Here is a 14271-nt window from a genome sequence, read left to right on the forward strand (position 1 = left end):
CAGCCGAACGGGGATAAATCCCCTCACCACAGGGCAGCTACGACAGAGCGGAGTGTTATAGCCGGATCACATGCCCTTCGATCGGTGCGATTTGGCCGTGGAACAGTCGGGAAATGACGCTTTGCGCGGCTTCAAAGCCTTTGTCCTCGACCACGTCGAGCAACGGATTTTCAGCCGCCGTCAACTGCCGGTAAAAACGCTGCAAACCCTCGCCAATATGCTGACTAACCCCTTCCGCCCCCCACTCGGCATTGCGCTTGCGGATCTGGATCGGCGCAAAAAAGAACACCGGTTGCGGCCCTTCAATGGCCGTCAATCGAGCCTCATCGGTGCTTTGCGCAGAACCGGCGAAGCAGCTGTAGACCAACTGCCCGGCAAAATGCTGGTGGACCTGATCCCGTAAATCCAGGTCGCCGGAAAAATCTACATACAACGTAGGGCGGTCATTGGCCAGGCTCGCCAGTTCTGCGTAGGCCACCGTTCGCTCGTAACAACCGAGTTTCTCGAAAAACGCCTTGTTGCCGGTCGAGGTCAGCGCCACTCGCTCCAGTCCAGGGTGATTTTCCAGGCAGACCGCCGTGCCATAGGCGGTTTTGCTCGAAGCGCTGGAGAACACCAGTCGGGTTGCGCCAAAGAACTGCTGGTCCTGCAGGAAATCCGCGAGCATCGACGAAGTCAGGAACAACGGTTTCAGCAAGATCTGCAGGTTTTCGGTTTCAGGGCTGTAGTACGAATCCCAACTGCAACGGGTGTATTGGTTGTAAGCCGACGTCAGTGCCTGCCGATGCTCGGCGGCGTCATAGAAGCCACGCTCGGTGACCCGCTCCGGGCGCATCCACAGATGGCTGGCAATCGGAAAATACCCGTAGAAACGCTCCCCGACCTCAATGCCGGCCACATCAGACGCCACGACATCGGCAAACCCCCACGCGGGGACGTGTCCCCATTCCGCCAACCCTGTAGGAAAGAACTCCCAGTAGTTCATCGAATTGCCATAGGCCGCGTAGGTAATGTTGTTGGTGGTCAATGCGCACCGGTCGATCTTGAAAATCACCTCGCCGGCAGCCGGAATCAGGCTACGTTGCTCCTGCTCGATTCGACTTTGGTCAAGGGCGTTTTTGCGGGTAATCAGCCGTGTTACCGTGCTTGGACTTTGCATTGTTCAGACTCCTGCTGCGTATAAGTGGCGGGTCGCACCAGAGTAGTGGCAGCCGATGAAGAGCGGGTTCGGAAATTCCAGGGGCAGCACCTCCACCCTCAATCCCCGCGCCAAGCCGTTGAAACGGCCGAGCCAGGCCCGGGCGATTTTCACCGTAGAGGCGATTTACGAAGCGTTTGTTCGGATTTGGCAACGCGACGGCTGGTCCGGGTTGACCACGCGCGCGGTGGCCCTGGAAGCAGGTGTCGCCATTGGCACGCTGTACGACTATTTCCCGAGCAAGGAAGCCTTGCTGTCAGGTTACGTCCGACATTGCCTGGAGCAGCTGTTGCAGCAGGTGGATGAACAGGTCATACAGCCCACGGATCTGGATTGGCAGACCCGGACCCACCGTCTGATACGCCTGACCTGTGACCCGGTCGAGGCCAGGCAACCGTTGTTCGACTATGAACTGATGACCCTCGAACACCAGATCGCCGAACCCAAACACCATCGGCGAGTGTTCCAGGAGCTGTCGCAGAAGTGGCGCGAAGCCTTCGCAGCCTGCACCGATTTGCCCGTATGCCCTTCAGAAACAACCATCGATGCCTGGCTAATCGCGGCTTGGGGCGGTCGCCGTTATTGCGTCACCGCACAACCTGCGGCGGCGCAAACCGCCGCATGGCTGCTGGAGATAGAATCGATGATCTGTGGCCGGCTCCGTGGCTAAATGAGCGTCATTGCTTTTTATGCTGCTCGACCCACTGCCCATAGGCATTGATGAATTTTTGCAAAAACGGTTTGAGTGACTCGGACAGGTTACCCGCCTCGTCGAACGCTGAACCGGCGCCGCTCAGATAGGCTTCCGGTTGCTGCATGCACGGCACATCCAGAAACACCATGGACTGGCGCAGGTGGTGATTGGCGCCAAAACCACCGATAGCGCCCGGCGAAGCACTGATCACCGCTCCGGGCTTGCCGCTCCAGGCACTCTTGCCATAGGGACGCGAACCCACGTCAATCGCGTTCTTCATCGGCGCAGGCACTGAACGGTTGTATTCGGGGGTGACGAACAGCACCGCGTCGGATGAACTCACTTGTTGCCGGAAAGTGCTGTAGGCTGCCGGCGGTGAAGCACCATCGATGTCCTCGTTGTAGAGCGGCAGATCGCCGATTTCGACGATAACCAGTTTGAGATTGGCAGGCGCCAGTTCGGCCAGGGCCAGCGCCACCTTGCGATTGATCGATTCCTTTCTCAAGCTGCCGACCAGTACAGCGATCGTATAGACGTTGCTCATGGAAGATTCTCGACTGTCCGATGGAAAGAGCTTGTAGTTATAGATGACGATTCAACCCGTGGGCGACTGAAAAACGCCGCCCCTGACTATTTTTTTCCTGTAGGAAAACTTACCTCGCCCAACCACGGTCTACAGAGCCGCAAATTGAGTGATTTATCCCCAGAGGTTCTAAGCAGATGGCAGCAGTACTCGTCGGTCAGTTCCATGCAAGAGACGCGGAAGGCCGCGTTTATTCCGTGCATGAGTTCCAGGAATCCACCCCGTCGGCAGACGGCCTCACTGGCTCGGTGCCTGTCACCACTTATAAGCTGGCCATTGGCGATCGCGTTAAAAAGCTCGATGACAACCAGTTTTTGCTGGTGCAATCGGACGTTACTATCGTGCGCGAGCCCGACACCTATGTCGGCAGCCGGCCGGAAACCAACGTCGCTTCATAACCCCGTGTTATGAGCAGAAGTCATATGCGCGCACTTGAGTTAGGATTCAGCCACTGACTCCCTCACCTGCTGAACATGGACTTCACGCATGCGTTTACGTCATATCGAAGTGATCCAGGCGCTCTTGCAGACCGGTCACCTGGGCACCGCGGCCGAATGGCTGCAGTTGCCTGTGGCCGAAGTCGAAGGGATTTTGCGCGACGCCGAGGATCAGTTGGGTTTCATGCTGTTTTCCAGCGTGCGTGGACGCTTGCAGGCCACGCGCGAGGCGCGGGAGTTGCAGGTCCAGATCGCCCACGTCTATGAAGCGCTCGAGCCGGTGCAGCGCTTGGCCAACAGCCTCAAGCAATATCAGGCTCCGCCCTTGCGGATCGTCTGCACGCCGCCCCTGGCACAGCAGCTATTGCCACAGAGCATTGCCGCCCTGCGCCGCCGTCTCCCTGACGCACCTTGCACCCTTCTGAGTCAACCGACTCGCGAAATCGTCAGAAACCTGCTGCTGCGCGAAAGCGATCTGGGCCTGAGCCTGCATGACCCCGATCACGCCGACATTCATTGCCAGGTGATTGCCCAAGGCAAACTTCAACTGCTGGCACCCCACGGCTGGTTGCAACCCAAACAAAAGTACATCTCGCTGCAGGACCTGGCCGGCCAATCGATGGTGGGCCTGGAAGGTCATGATCCGCTGAGCCCGGCGCTGGAAAACAAGCTGCATGCCCTGCGCCCTGCCCCGGTCATTCAGACCCGGGTACAGACTCACCAGATGATGCGCAGCATGGTCGAGGCCGGTGAAGGTCTGGCCATCGTCGACCCTTTCACCGCCCTAGGGGCCAAATCGACCGGGCTGGATGCCTGCCCGCTGGCGCCGGCCGTGCCGATCAGCCTTTATGCCTTGACCCTCAAGAACGGCGAGCCATCAGCGGCGATTCAGGCACTGCTGGGCATCATCACGGAACAAGCCGTGGCGATGCTGGCGAACTAATCGGCGCTTCCAGCGGGTTATCGAACAATCGATACCAGAACAGCGCCACTTCGGCGGTGTTCGGATCGATCCCGCGATAACGCAGATGATCGATTCCACCCAGGACGTAACCACGGCGCTCATAGAGCCGGCAGGCCCCCAGGTTGTTGTTTTGGGTTTCGAGCATGATGCCCGGCAGTTTCTTTTTGCGGCTCCAGAACTGCGCCACATCCAGCAACGCCTTGGCCACGCCATGACGGCGCGCCGGCGCATGCACCGCCAACTCGTCGATATGGGCAAAGCCGTTCCAGTTGGTACTGACCACCAGATGCCCCACCGGCTCATCATCGAGATAAGCCATGAAAATCGCGCTGTCAGCGGCATCGCGGAAACTGCTGAACTCTTCGGGATCAATGCCGTAGCACTTGCGATAGGGCGTGATCGGCGTCACCGGCCACTGCTCCACCGGTTTGCCGATTTCGGCTGCGCCGTAGGCCGCGACTTCAAAACTGAAATCACTGCCCCAGATGTAGGCTGCGAAACCATCGTCGGCAACGCGCACCGACAGCCCTGGGTATTTCGGATTCATGATCGGTTGCATACTGGGAAAGGTCCTCATTCCTTGATGCAATCAACGGTGTAACACCGTCCATTGCCCTCGTCTTCGTGTTGCAATCCGTGCACATCAGCGACAAACCCCGGAAAGCTGCTATCGAACGTGCGCGCAAATGCCAGGTAATCGATGATCGAGCGCGTCGACTCGGTAAAGCGCTCGCCGGGCATGATCAACGGAATCCCCGGCGGGTACGGCACCAGCATGACAGCAGCGATCCGCCCATCCAGAGCATCGATCGACACGGCTTCAACTTCGCCACGCACCAATTGATCATAGGCGTCAGACGGCTTCATGGCGATTTCCGGCAGCACCGTGTACATGCGCTTGAGGTGTTTGGCCGTGGCATTGCTGCGGTAGCAGGCGTGCAGTTGATCGCATAGATCGCGCAACCCCATGCCCTGATAGCGCGTGACATTCTCTTGCGCCACGCACGGCAGGCACGTCGCGAGGCTGACATTGGCATCGTAGCTGCGCTTGAACTCCAGTAACTCGGTCAGCAACGTGCTCCATTTGCCCTTGGTGATGCCCATGGAGAACAGCACCAGGAACGAATACAGCCCGGTCTTTTCAACGACCAACCCACGTTCCCAAAGGAATTTACTGACCACCGCCGCCGGAATCCCGCGCTCGCTGAGGGCGCCGCCTGCCGTCAGGCCCGGCATCACCAACGTGACCTTGATCGGATCAAGCAGCACGTAGTCGTCGGTCACGCCGCCAAAGCCGTGCCAGTCGGCGTCGGGCTGCAGCAGCCAGTCATCGGTGATCACACGATTGATTCCCTCCACCGACGGCGGCTGCCAGATGGAAAACCACCAATCGTCAGCGGCGATGTGCTGGCGCAAATTGGCCAGCGCCCGGCGAAAACTCAGCGCCTCGTCAAACATTTCCTGCAACAGTGAACGCCCGGCCGGGCCTTCCATCATGGCCGACGCCACATCCAGCGAAGCGATGATGCTGTACTGCGGCGAGGTAGAGATGTGCATCATGAACGCTTCATTGAAGCGATCCCGATCCAGTTGCCGCGCGCCGCCGTCCTGGACGTGAATCATCGACGCCTGGCTGAACGCCGCCAGCAGTTTGTGGGTGGAATGGGTGGTGAACACCAGCGGGCCGTCTTCGCTGCGGGACGTGCCCATGCCGTAACGTCCGGCGAAGAACTCGTGAAACGCCGCGTAGGCGTACCAGGCCTCATCGAAGTGCAAGACCTCGACGCTGTTACCCAACTGCTGCTTGATCAGCTCAGCGTTGTAGCAGAGGCCGTCGTACGTCGAGTTGGTCACCACCGCCAACTTGACCTTGGGCGCCCGGCCCTTGGTCAGCGGGCTGGCGTCGATCTTGGCCTGAATCGATTCGCGGCTGAATTCGCTCAAGGGGATCGGGCCGATGATCCCCAGCTCATTGCGCTCCGGGCACAGGTACAGCGGAATGGCGCCGGTCATGATGATCGAGTGCAATATCGACTTGTGGCAGTTGCGATCCACCAACACCAAGTCATCGCGAGCGACCATCGAATGCCAGACAATTTTGTTGGCAGTCGAGGTGCCATTAATCACGAAGAAGGTGTGATCGGCGCCGAAATTGCGCGCAGCACGGGCCTCGGCTTCTGCCAGCGGACCGGTGTGATCGAGCAAGGAGCCGAGTTCCGGCACCGACACCGACAAATCGGAACGCAGGGTATTTTCCCCGAAGAACTGGTGAAACGCCTGACCCACCGGGCTCTTGTGGTACGCCACGCCGCCACCATGGCCGGGGGTGTGCCAGGAATAATTGGAGTCGGCCGTGTGCTGCACCAGCGCTTTGAAAAACGGCGGCAGCAAACCATCCAGATATTTGCGTGCCGCTCGGGCAACCTGCCTGGCCAGAAAAGGCACGGTGTCTTCGAACAGATAAAGAATCCCGCGCAGCTGATTGAGTTCGGCCATGGCGTCGGCCGGAGCGTTCTCCAGGGTCACCTGCTCACCCAGCGCGAAGATCGGCAAGTCGGGCGCACGCACCCGCGCCAGGCCAATCAGCTCGGCCATGTTGTGCAATAGATGAGAGTGTGTGCTGGCGTCTTCGGCCGCAATCAACATGCAGGAAAGACCGTGATGGGTCGAGGCAACCAGACGCCCCTCGGTGTAATCCACCGCCGAGACAATGCTGAAGCCTTCCTGCTCCAGCTCCCGGGCGATGCCACGCACGCGATCACCGGCGACGGTGTCGGCCTTGATGTCGCGATGGACGATCAGGACCGGGAATTTCAAATCTTTATACATGGGGCTCAGTGTCCTGAGGCGGCAGACCGTGGTCCGCCAATCACCTCAGGGTAGAGGGTTCGAGCGCATGTGGCGAGTGCCGTGCCCCGAAGGAGGTCATCGCGTGCACCACCGTGAAGCGAGGAATCCAAAGTCGAGATGAGTACTTGTGGCGAGGGAGCTTGCTCCCGCTCGGCTGCGCAGCAGTCGCAAATCCTGAAATTCTGGTGTTACTGGAAGAATGCAAAGGGTCGCTAAGCAACCCAGCGGGAGCAAGCTCCCTCGCCACAACAGCCCTTTCACTAAAGGCAGATTTATCAGGCCTGAGCCTTGGCTTCGACCAGTTGTTGCCAGAGCGATGGGGCGCCGGCGGATTTGGCGATGGCTTCCAGGCGTGCCACGTGTTGGGCCAGGTCATCTTCGCTGGCACGGATAATCCGCGTCGGTTGACGATCGCCCGGCAGACGGCGGATCTCGGTGGCGGAATTGTCCGCACCTTCCCCGGAACCGTTGCCGTCGGAAGCATTACCAGCCAGGGACAGGCTGGTCTGGCCGCCCGTCATGGTCAGGTAAACGTCGGCGAGGATCTCGGAGTCGAGCAAGGCGCCGTGCAGTTCACGACCGGAGTTGTCGACGCCATAGCGTTTGCACAAGGCGTCGAGGCTGTTGCGCTGCCCCGGGTGACGTTCCCGGGCCATCATCAGGGTGTCGAGAATCGAGCAATGCTGCGTGATGTCCGCACGATCGTGCTGGCCCATCAGGGCGAATTCGTTGTTGATGAAGCCAACGTCGAACGCCGCGTTATGGATGATCAGCTGCGCACCCTCGATGAATTCAAAGAATTCATCGGCCACTTCAGCGAAGCGCGGCTTGCCGACCAAAAATTCGTTGGTGATGCCGTGGACGCCAATGGCGCCTTCATCACTCTCGCGGTCCGGTTGCAGGTAAACGTGGAAATGCCGGCCCGTCAGGCGCCGACCGATCAACTCGACACAACCGATTTCGACAATCCGGTGACCATCGGTCACTGGCATGCCGGTGGTCTCGGTATCGAGTACTACCATTCTGTTAGCTATAGCTTTGTTAACCGTCATCGCATCGCCGCCTCTGAAAACGCGCCGAATCTTAACATATGGTCAGAAAATCACCGCAATGACCGACGATCAGGTTTAAACAGCAAATGACAGTCGCCAGACCTCTTCGACCCGCCTGGCCAGCGACTGGCCGGGAGGCAAAGCCTGGGCCTCGGCAGATTGGCCAGTCATAAAAAATCCCCGGGTCAAGAACCGGGGATTTTTTTGCCCCGCGAAACAGCTCCGAACGAAAACCCGGTTAGCTTGGCCGCTGCTTGGTCGCATCCAGTTCAGCTTTCTTGCCGGTGGAGATCTCGGTGATCTGCGAGGACTTGGCAATCGCCATGTCGAAAACGTCCTGCATCCTGGCGATAGCCTCAGTGGACGTCCCCTTCAATCCGCCGCTGGCCGCCCAATCGAAGTTCCACACGCCGGACAGGGTGTCGGCACCCGCAACGTCGTGGGTTTCAATGGCCGTGTACACATCCGGATGGAGCTGCATGTACCTGGCAGCATCAGAAACTTCGACTGGAACGTTGCCCGACGCGTTGTCTGCGAGCTTGATCAGATCCGCCAGGACGATGCCTTGCTTGCCAGTCTGGCGCAGGTAGTCGGCAATCACTTTGCTCGACTTGGCAATGTCCAACTTGTCATTGAACGTAGAAGTCGAAGACCTCGGGTTACTGGGTAAGCCGCCAGCGGCGGTCACGGTGGTAGACATCGGCGTTGCTCCGTCATTGAATGTGGGCATCAGTCACACTGACGATCCCCCCGTCGGAGACGGTAGCATGGGCAAATGGCCTTTACGCCGCTGGCTCACAACGTTTCACAGCAGGCACGAGAATTCACAGCAATACCTGAATTTTCGAGCCTCGAAACTCAAATCAGCCTGGCCGCCACCAACGCATCGGCCACCGCTTGAAAGGTGTTCTCCGGCACTGGATCGCCGAGCACCGCACGCTTGGCAATTTTTTGCGCCAGTGGCGCATCGCGGTGTCGGGCGATCCCCAAAGTAGCCGCCTCGCTCAGCACCTGCGCGCTCTCCTGCCCTTCAGTCTTGCTGACGACAATCGGCACTGGCGTTTCTCCGCGGACATAACGCACACCGATGACCCAGTCGCCAGCGATGCCAATCATCAACGAAGCCTGCTTGAAACCCAGTTTCGTCGCCAGCGCCTGCATTTCCCGGCGCTGGCGCTGCAACTCACCCTTGATTGTCGGGTCGCCATTGGTGTCCTTGCGCTCGCGTTTCTGTTCGCTGAGCGTCATTTTCATTTCTCGGCCAAACAGCCAGCGCTGCATCAACACGTCCACAGCGCCCACCAGCAAAAACGCCGCCAACACCGTAAGCACCAAGGGTTGGAGTACCAGGTAGAAGGTCGACTCAATACAACCGGCACCGCAACGCGCGGATTCCATCAATGCTTGCAACGACTGTCGACCAATAACGTAGAACGCCACGCCAAGCAGGTGGACCTTGATGAGCCCCTTGATGAACTCCACGAAACTGCGCATGGAAAAAATCCGCTTGAAGCCCTCGACTGGATTGATCCGTTTGAACTCCGGCTTGATCGGTTCGATGGAAAAAATGAAGCCGCGCATGGTCACCAGGTTAGTCAGAACCACCATCACCAATGTCACCGTCACAAACGGCAACGTGATACCGATGACCAGTTGCTGTGCTGCTTCACGCAGCCGTGGCCAGACTGTCGCGAAGGGTTCGACGTAGAGTTGCGCCGTCAGGTCGATCAGCGCCGTCACCTGAGCGTGGGCGCGTGGCGCGATCACCGCGATGCACAGCGTACTGGCCAGGATAACCATGCCCGACACCAGGTCTTGACTCTTGGCAACCTGGCCTTTCTTGCGCGCATCACGGAGTTTCTTGTCCGTGGCTGGCTGCGATTTCTCTTCGCTGGTATCACCCAAGGGCGTGATTTCCTTGCTGGTTATTCATAAGGCACCGGCCAAGGTCTTGAGGATTTCGACAACCCCTCTGAACTCACTGAGCTGGTCGAGCATGACCGGAATCAGAAACGCGATGTAGATGACCATCAGCACCGCAAAACACAGGTTCTTGACGGGCATCGACAGGTCGAAAATGTGCAGGTTCGGCGCCATGCGCGACAGGTAGGCGAGCATCATGTCGGTGATCAACAACGTGATGATCAGGGGCGCAATCATCACCACCCCGATCCGCAACACCTGATCGAGGATAGAAAGTACTGCCAGCAGTGCCGACGCCGCGAACAACGGCGTGAACGCCGCCACCGGCCACAATTGATAGCTGTGGTAATACCCGTCGATAACCATGATGAAACCGCCGGACATGAAGAACAGCGTAATCAGCATGACCGTCAACAGCGTCGCCATGACACTGGACTCACCTGATGACAAGGGGTCGACCAGTTGCGCCATGGTCGAACCCCGTTGCAGGTCGATCATTTCCCCCGCTGCTTCCGCAGCCCAGAAAGGAATGCCGAACAATAAGCCGATGAGCAAGCCGATCAGAAACTCCTTGACCATCAAACCCATGAGAAACAGGCTGCCGTAGTCGTTCATTGATGTGAGCACGCCGAACACCGGCATGAACATCGGAACGGAAATGGCCACGGCGACGCAGCCGCGAATCATCCCGGTGAGGCCCAGGCGATTGAACGCCGGGGTAATCAGTACCAGGCCAGTGGCGCGACAAGCCGCCAGTGCCGCCGAGGTAATGACCGGGTAAGCGACGTCGATGAATTGATTGGCGAGGCCCGCGTCCATATCGAACTCAGCGCGTCCACAGCGGGAAATTGTCCAGCACCAGGCTGCCCAACTCCACGACTTGCCCGGCCAGCAACGGACCGACGAAAACGATCACCAGCAGCACTGCCACCAATTTCACCACTTGCGGAAGTGTCTGGTCCTGGATCTGGGTCAGCGCCTGGAACAACCCCACACTCATGCCCACGAGAATCGCCACACCCAGCGCCGGAGCCGATAAAAGCAGCACAGTCATCAGTGCTTGCTTCATCAGCGAAAGAAACATGTCCTGCCCCATAAAAATCACCCGTAGCTGAGAATCAAGCCGTGCATCAAGCGAGACCAGCCGTTTAATGAAACGAAGAGAAGAAGTTTCAGTGGTATCGAGATCAACGGCGGCGACACCATCGACATGCCCATAGCCATGAGTACGTTGGATACAAGCAGGTCGACCACCAGAAACGGGATGTACAACAGGAACCCGATTTCGAAGGCGCGGGTAAGCTCGGAACTGACGAAGGCCGGGATCAACACCACCAGATCGTCATCACGCAGCTGAGCTCGCGCCTCTTCAGACCAAATGGTCTGAGTAGCCGAAACAAAGAAACCGCGTTCGGTTTCATTGGCGAAACGTGCCAGATGTGCTTGCAATGGCGGGCGCAAGGCTTCACCCAGCTCCTTCAGTTGCTCGACGTTTTCCAAGCTGATTTCCTTGCCCTGAACTTCCTGATAGAGCGTGGTGATCAGCGGCGTGGTGACATACACCGAGAGGATCAGTGCGATGCCATACAACACCATGTTCGGCGGCGTTTGCTGGATACCCAAAGCGTTGCGCACCAGAAACAGCACGACGGAAATTTTCATGAAACCCGTCAGGGTCACCACCGCCAACGGGATCAGTCCGATGGTGGCGACCACCAGAATGATCTCGATCAGGTTGGGCTGAAAACCACTCACGGCTTGGCGAAACTCTGCAATCGCACGCCCAGGCCATCACCGACCTGGACCAGGAAGCCGCGCCCGACACAACGCCCGTTGATCATCAGGTCAACGGTGTCGTGCAGGCCTGTCGTCAACGGCAACACACTACCAGCCCCCAACTGTTGAACCTGTGCCAGCGACAAATCGACCGTCCCGATCTGGCACACCAATTTCAGTTGCAGCTCATTCCATGTCTCATTCACGGCGGATAACTCGTCAGGTGGGTTCATCGGGTTTTCCATGTTCGGATTGACAGGATTCAACGCCTCCAGCAGGCGAACTTTGCGGTCGCTGTGGTGTTCGCCTTGCGCCTGCAGCACATCGTTCAGCACCAGTCTCACGCCCGAAGCTGCGAGCATCACCACATCGCCGGGAACCAGGGAACGTAACTCTGCGAGGCTGAACCAGCTGTGCCCCGCTTCAACGGCGAGGCAAAAACGTATTGCGACAACCTCATCCAGCAGCGGCTGAGCATGAGCACGCAGCAGGTCCGCGATCAGTGCCGCCGCCCCCGGAGTCATGTCCAACTGCAGGGCTTGCTCGGGGGTGTCCGCCAGCGCAACCGTCAATCCCAGGCTCAACACAAACATTGCCGACGAAGCGGCACGTACCTGCAACGGCAAACCGAACAACCCTTCCAAGGGTTCAAGCAACTCCAGCAACGCCAACTCCATCAGCAGCGCATCCAGCTCGGGGTCGAAGGCTTTAAGGGGCAACGAAGCGTTCGGCTGTGCCGCCCACTGCGCCAGTGTGTTTGAGGCAAAGCGCAGCCGCAGACATTCATCACCCAACCACAGCATCAACGACTGCGTTGGCTCGATCGGGGTCTGGACGCCGCCCCAGCGAATCTGGATCCCCTGTCCAGCGAATTGCCCCGCCCAGGTTTCGCACGGGACATGAAGCCGGTTATGCAGTGCCAGCCACTCGACGTCATACGACTCCAGCATGAGGGGTGCGAGATTTTCAATGGAGCGAGAAATCGGTTCGGTTGGCAGGTAGAGAATGCTGTGGTTCATACCGCCCCCGAATCAGCGGCGGAGGGTAACGACACGCCCTCTTCCGCATCATCGCGTTGTTCCGTCGCCCGAAGATCCAGGCTTTGTCGCTGATCGAGCAAACTGTCCCAGGCGTCACACTGGCGTTGACGAGCCATATGCTCCCGTCGATACCCTTCGCGCTCACGTACGTACGCAGCTAGTTTTCGCGTGACGTCGCTGGTGGCTGTCTCCAGCAACGACTGATCGCAGGTCAATTCGTCGAGTCGCGCACGGGCCGCTTGCCATTGGGTTACCGGTAGCCCTTCGGCCAGATCGGCATAAAGGCGATGCGCCTCGAGGGCCAGGTGGTCACGGTGCAGATGCAAACGTGCCTTGGCCGAACTGAGTTCGCACTCAGCCTCCTCGCAGAGTTGCTGCCCGGACAACAATTGGTTGGCCGCTCGCTGCTCGCGCAATTGCCGCAATGCCTGCAAGCTTCGCAATTCGTGATTTTTCATCGGGATTTTCGCTCGTTCAGGAAAAGGCTGAGGTTCATGCGAGCACCTGTCGCATGTGACGCAGAGTGTCTTCGGGGCTCGCTGGCTGCTCGTTACTCTGGCGCAGGAAATCTTCGATTGCGCCGTGCCGGGCAATGGCTTCATCAGCCAGCGGATCGCTCCCTGCGGTGTACTCACCCACCCGTATCAGCAGCTCGATTTCCGAGTAGCGCGCCATCAATTCGCGAATGCGCATTGCCATTTGGCGTTGATCCGGATGGGTAACGTGATCCATCAATCGACTGCGACTGCGCAGCACATCAATGGCCGGAAAGTAGTTACGTTGCGCCAATTCGGCACTCAGGACGATGTGCCCGTCGAGAATCGAGCGCACTTCTTCAGCCACCGGGTCCATTGATGCATCGCCTTCGGTGAGGACCGTATACAACGCACTGATACTTCCTTGTGCTCCGGGGCCCGCGCGTTCAAGCAAGCGCGGCAGCGCCGAAAAAAACGATGGCGGATAACCCCGTCGAGTCGGCGGTTCGCCGACCGCCAGGCCGATTTCACGCTGCGCCCGCGCGAAACGCGTCAGGCTGTCCATCAGCAACAACACGCTGCGGCCCTGATCGCGGTGATACTCGGCCACGGCGGTGGCCACGTAGGCCGCGCGTACTCGTTCGGCGGCTGGCCGGTCAGACGTGGCGACCACCGCCACCGTTCGAGCACGCGCATCGGCATCCAGATGCACATCCAACAGTTCGCGCACTTCCCGACCCCGCTCGCCGATCAACCCAATGACAATCACATCCGCATCCGTGCGGCGAACAATGCTCGCCAGCAACGACGACTTACCGACGCCGGGTTCGCCGAAAATGCCCATGCGTTGCCCCTGGGCCATGGTCAACAGGCCATCGATTGAGCGGACCCCCAGCGACAAGGGATGGCTGATGAGTTGCCGGGTAAAGGGTGACGGTGGCTCCGCATGCAGTGGATACCGCTGGAAGTGACCCTGGGCCGGAGCGCCCTGATGATCGAGAAATTCCCCCATGGAACTGACAACCCGGCCCAACAGGCCATCGCCGACGGCGACTCCCAGGGTTTCACCCGTGGCCACGATCCAGGTGCGGGTCGACAAGCCTTGCAGGGAACCGATGGGCGACAGGATCGCTACGTCCTCTTCGAAACCGATGACCTCTGCCGAGAGCCTGCGCCCGGTATCCGGGTCATTGAGTAGACACAACTCACCAATACGCACTCCTGGCAGGCTGGCACGCAGCAGCACACCCCGAATACTCCGGACGGTATTTCTCATCG

At 58.9% G+C, this 14271-nt stretch carries 16 protein-coding genes; 3 read left to right on the forward strand and 13 right to left on the reverse strand.

From position 1 onward, the window contains the following. Positions 1 to 55 precede the first annotated feature (55 nt). The gene (locus VD17_RS16910; protein WP_046054771.1) at positions 56 to 1159 is read right to left on the reverse strand and encodes a DUF2855 family protein; all 1104 of its coding nucleotides are present in this window, start codon (positions 1157 to 1159) and stop codon (positions 56 to 58) included. Between the two features lie 55 nt (positions 1160 to 1214). Between VD17_RS16910 and VD17_RS16915 the strand changes: the two genes are divergently transcribed. Beyond that, complete coding sequence (locus tag VD17_RS16915) at positions 1215 to 1868, forward strand: TetR/AcrR family transcriptional regulator (protein ID WP_046054772.1); 654 nt, start codon at positions 1215 to 1217, stop codon at positions 1866 to 1868. A 7-nt stretch (positions 1869 to 1875) separates the two neighbouring features. Here the strand turns inward: VD17_RS16915 and VD17_RS16920 are convergent, their stop codons facing one another. Beyond that, positions 1876 to 2436 (reverse strand): NADPH-dependent FMN reductase, encoded by a 561-nt coding sequence (locus VD17_RS16920; protein WP_046048836.1) that lies wholly within the window; start codon positions 2434 to 2436, stop codon positions 1876 to 1878. Positions 2437 to 2612: 176 nt separating this feature from the next. Between VD17_RS16920 and VD17_RS16925 the strand changes: the two genes are divergently transcribed. Next, positions 2613 to 2873: a hypothetical protein gene (locus VD17_RS16925; RefSeq protein WP_046048837.1), complete on the forward strand. Its 261-nt coding sequence runs from the start codon at positions 2613 to 2615 to the stop codon at positions 2871 to 2873. Between the two features lie 88 nt (positions 2874 to 2961). Next, positions 2962 to 3855 carry a LysR family transcriptional regulator gene (locus VD17_RS16930; protein WP_046054773.1) on the forward strand — a complete coding sequence of 298 codons (894 nt, stop codon included), beginning with the start codon at positions 2962 to 2964 and terminating at the stop codon, positions 3853 to 3855. Here the strand turns inward: VD17_RS16930 and VD17_RS16935 are convergent. The 11 genes from VD17_RS16935 to VD17_RS16985 all read right to left on the reverse strand — a co-directional run bounded on the left by VD17_RS16935 (position 3821) and on the right by VD17_RS16985 (position 14269). Beyond that, positions 3821 to 4435, reverse strand: coding sequence for a GNAT family N-acetyltransferase (locus VD17_RS16935; protein ID WP_046054774.1), 615 nt, complete (start codon positions 4433 to 4435; stop codon positions 3821 to 3823). The two genes, VD17_RS16930 and VD17_RS16935, sit on opposite strands and share 35 nt — an antisense overlap. A gap of 14 nt (positions 4436 to 4449) precedes the next feature. Continuing rightward, positions 4450 to 6705 (reverse strand): Orn/Lys/Arg decarboxylase N-terminal domain-containing protein, encoded by a 2256-nt coding sequence (locus VD17_RS16940; protein WP_046054775.1) that lies wholly within the window; start codon positions 6703 to 6705, stop codon positions 4450 to 4452. 296 nt (positions 6706 to 7001) lie between these two features. Next, positions 7002 to 7778, reverse strand: a complete 777-nt coding sequence (gene dnaQ / locus VD17_RS16945; protein WP_440130573.1) for a DNA polymerase III subunit epsilon — start codon at positions 7776 to 7778, stop codon at positions 7002 to 7004. 238 nt (positions 7779 to 8016) lie between these two features. Then, positions 8017 to 8478, reverse strand: a complete 462-nt coding sequence (locus VD17_RS16950; protein ID WP_046054776.1) for a hypothetical protein — start codon at positions 8476 to 8478, stop codon at positions 8017 to 8019. Positions 8479 to 8636: 158 nt separating this feature from the next. After that, positions 8637 to 9683, reverse strand: coding sequence for an EscU/YscU/HrcU family type III secretion system export apparatus switch protein (locus VD17_RS16955; RefSeq protein ID WP_046054777.1), 1047 nt, complete (start codon positions 9681 to 9683; stop codon positions 8637 to 8639). Between the two features lie 24 nt (positions 9684 to 9707). Continuing rightward, positions 9708 to 10520, reverse strand: a complete 813-nt coding sequence (gene sctT, locus VD17_RS16960) for a type III secretion system export apparatus subunit SctT (RefSeq protein ID WP_046054778.1) — start codon at positions 10518 to 10520, stop codon at positions 9708 to 9710. Positions 10521 to 10527: 7 nt separating this feature from the next. Further along, complete coding sequence (locus VD17_RS16965; protein ID WP_046054779.1) at positions 10528 to 10797, reverse strand: EscS/YscS/HrcS family type III secretion system export apparatus protein; 270 nt, start codon at positions 10795 to 10797, stop codon at positions 10528 to 10530. Between the two features lie 5 nt (positions 10798 to 10802). After that, positions 10803 to 11456 carry a type III secretion system export apparatus subunit SctR gene (gene sctR, locus VD17_RS16970; RefSeq protein WP_046054780.1) on the reverse strand — a complete coding sequence of 218 codons (654 nt, stop codon included), beginning with the start codon at positions 11454 to 11456 and terminating at the stop codon, positions 10803 to 10805. Beyond that, positions 11453 to 12496, reverse strand: a complete 1044-nt coding sequence (gene sctQ, locus VD17_RS16975; RefSeq protein ID WP_046054781.1) for a type III secretion system cytoplasmic ring protein SctQ — start codon at positions 12494 to 12496, stop codon at positions 11453 to 11455. Before sctQ ends, sctR begins: the two co-directional genes overlap by 4 nt. Next, on the reverse strand, positions 12493 to 12975 hold the full coding sequence (locus VD17_RS16980) for a hypothetical protein (RefSeq protein ID WP_046054782.1): 483 nt from the start codon (positions 12973 to 12975) through the stop codon (positions 12493 to 12495). The genes sctQ and VD17_RS16980 overlap by 4 nt, the downstream gene beginning before the upstream one ends. A 34-nt stretch (positions 12976 to 13009) precedes the next feature. Beyond that, positions 13010 to 14269 carry a FliI/YscN family ATPase gene (locus VD17_RS16985; RefSeq protein WP_440130574.1) on the reverse strand — a complete coding sequence of 420 codons (1260 nt, stop codon included), beginning with the start codon at positions 14267 to 14269 and terminating at the stop codon, positions 13010 to 13012. Positions 14270 to 14271: the final 2 nt, after the last annotated feature.

The sequence above is a fragment of the Pseudomonas fluorescens genome, assembly GCF_000968015.1.
In the GTDB taxonomy this organism is placed as follows: Bacteria; Pseudomonadota; Gammaproteobacteria; order Pseudomonadales; family Pseudomonadaceae; genus Aquipseudomonas; species Aquipseudomonas fluorescens_W.

Coding starts and splice junctions, on each gene's coding strand:
- VD17_RS16965 (WP_046054779.1), bottom strand. CDS start 10,797: ATGGGGCAGGACATGTTTCTTTCGCTGATGAAGCAAGCACTGATGACT.
- VD17_RS16920 (WP_046048836.1), bottom strand. CDS start 2,436: ATGAGCAACGTCTATACGATCGCTGTACTGGTCGGCAGCTTGAGAAAG.
- dnaQ (WP_440130573.1), bottom strand. CDS start 7,778: ATGACGGTTAACAAAGCTATAGCTAACAGAATGGTAGTACTCGATACC.
- VD17_RS16910 (WP_046054771.1), bottom strand. CDS start 1,159: ATGCAAAGTCCAAGCACGGTAACACGGCTGATTACCCGCAAAAACGCC.
- sctQ (WP_046054781.1), bottom strand. CDS start 12,496: ATGAACCACAGCATTCTCTACCTGCCAACCGAACCGATTTCTCGCTCC.
- VD17_RS16985 (WP_440130574.1), bottom strand. CDS start 14,269: ATGAGAAATACCGTCCGGAGTATTCGGGGTGTGCTGCTGCGTGCCAGC.
- VD17_RS16925 (WP_046048837.1), top strand. CDS start 2,613: ATGGCAGCAGTACTCGTCGGTCAGTTCCATGCAAGAGACGCGGAAGGC.
- VD17_RS16935 (WP_046054774.1), bottom strand. CDS start 4,435: ATGCAACCGATCATGAATCCGAAATACCCAGGGCTGTCGGTGCGCGTT.
- VD17_RS16940 (WP_046054775.1), bottom strand. CDS start 6,705: ATGTATAAAGATTTGAAATTCCCGGTCCTGATCGTCCATCGCGACATC.
- VD17_RS16980 (WP_046054782.1), bottom strand. CDS start 12,975: ATGAAAAATCACGAATTGCGAAGCTTGCAGGCATTGCGGCAATTGCGC.
- VD17_RS16950 (WP_046054776.1), bottom strand. CDS start 8,478: ATGTCTACCACCGTGACCGCCGCTGGCGGCTTACCCAGTAACCCGAGG.
- VD17_RS16915 (WP_046054772.1), top strand. CDS start 1,215: ATGAAGAGCGGGTTCGGAAATTCCAGGGGCAGCACCTCCACCCTCAAT.
- sctT (WP_046054778.1), bottom strand. CDS start 10,520: ATGGACGCGGGCCTCGCCAATCAATTCATCGACGTCGCTTACCCGGTC.
- VD17_RS16930 (WP_046054773.1), top strand. CDS start 2,962: ATGCGTTTACGTCATATCGAAGTGATCCAGGCGCTCTTGCAGACCGGT.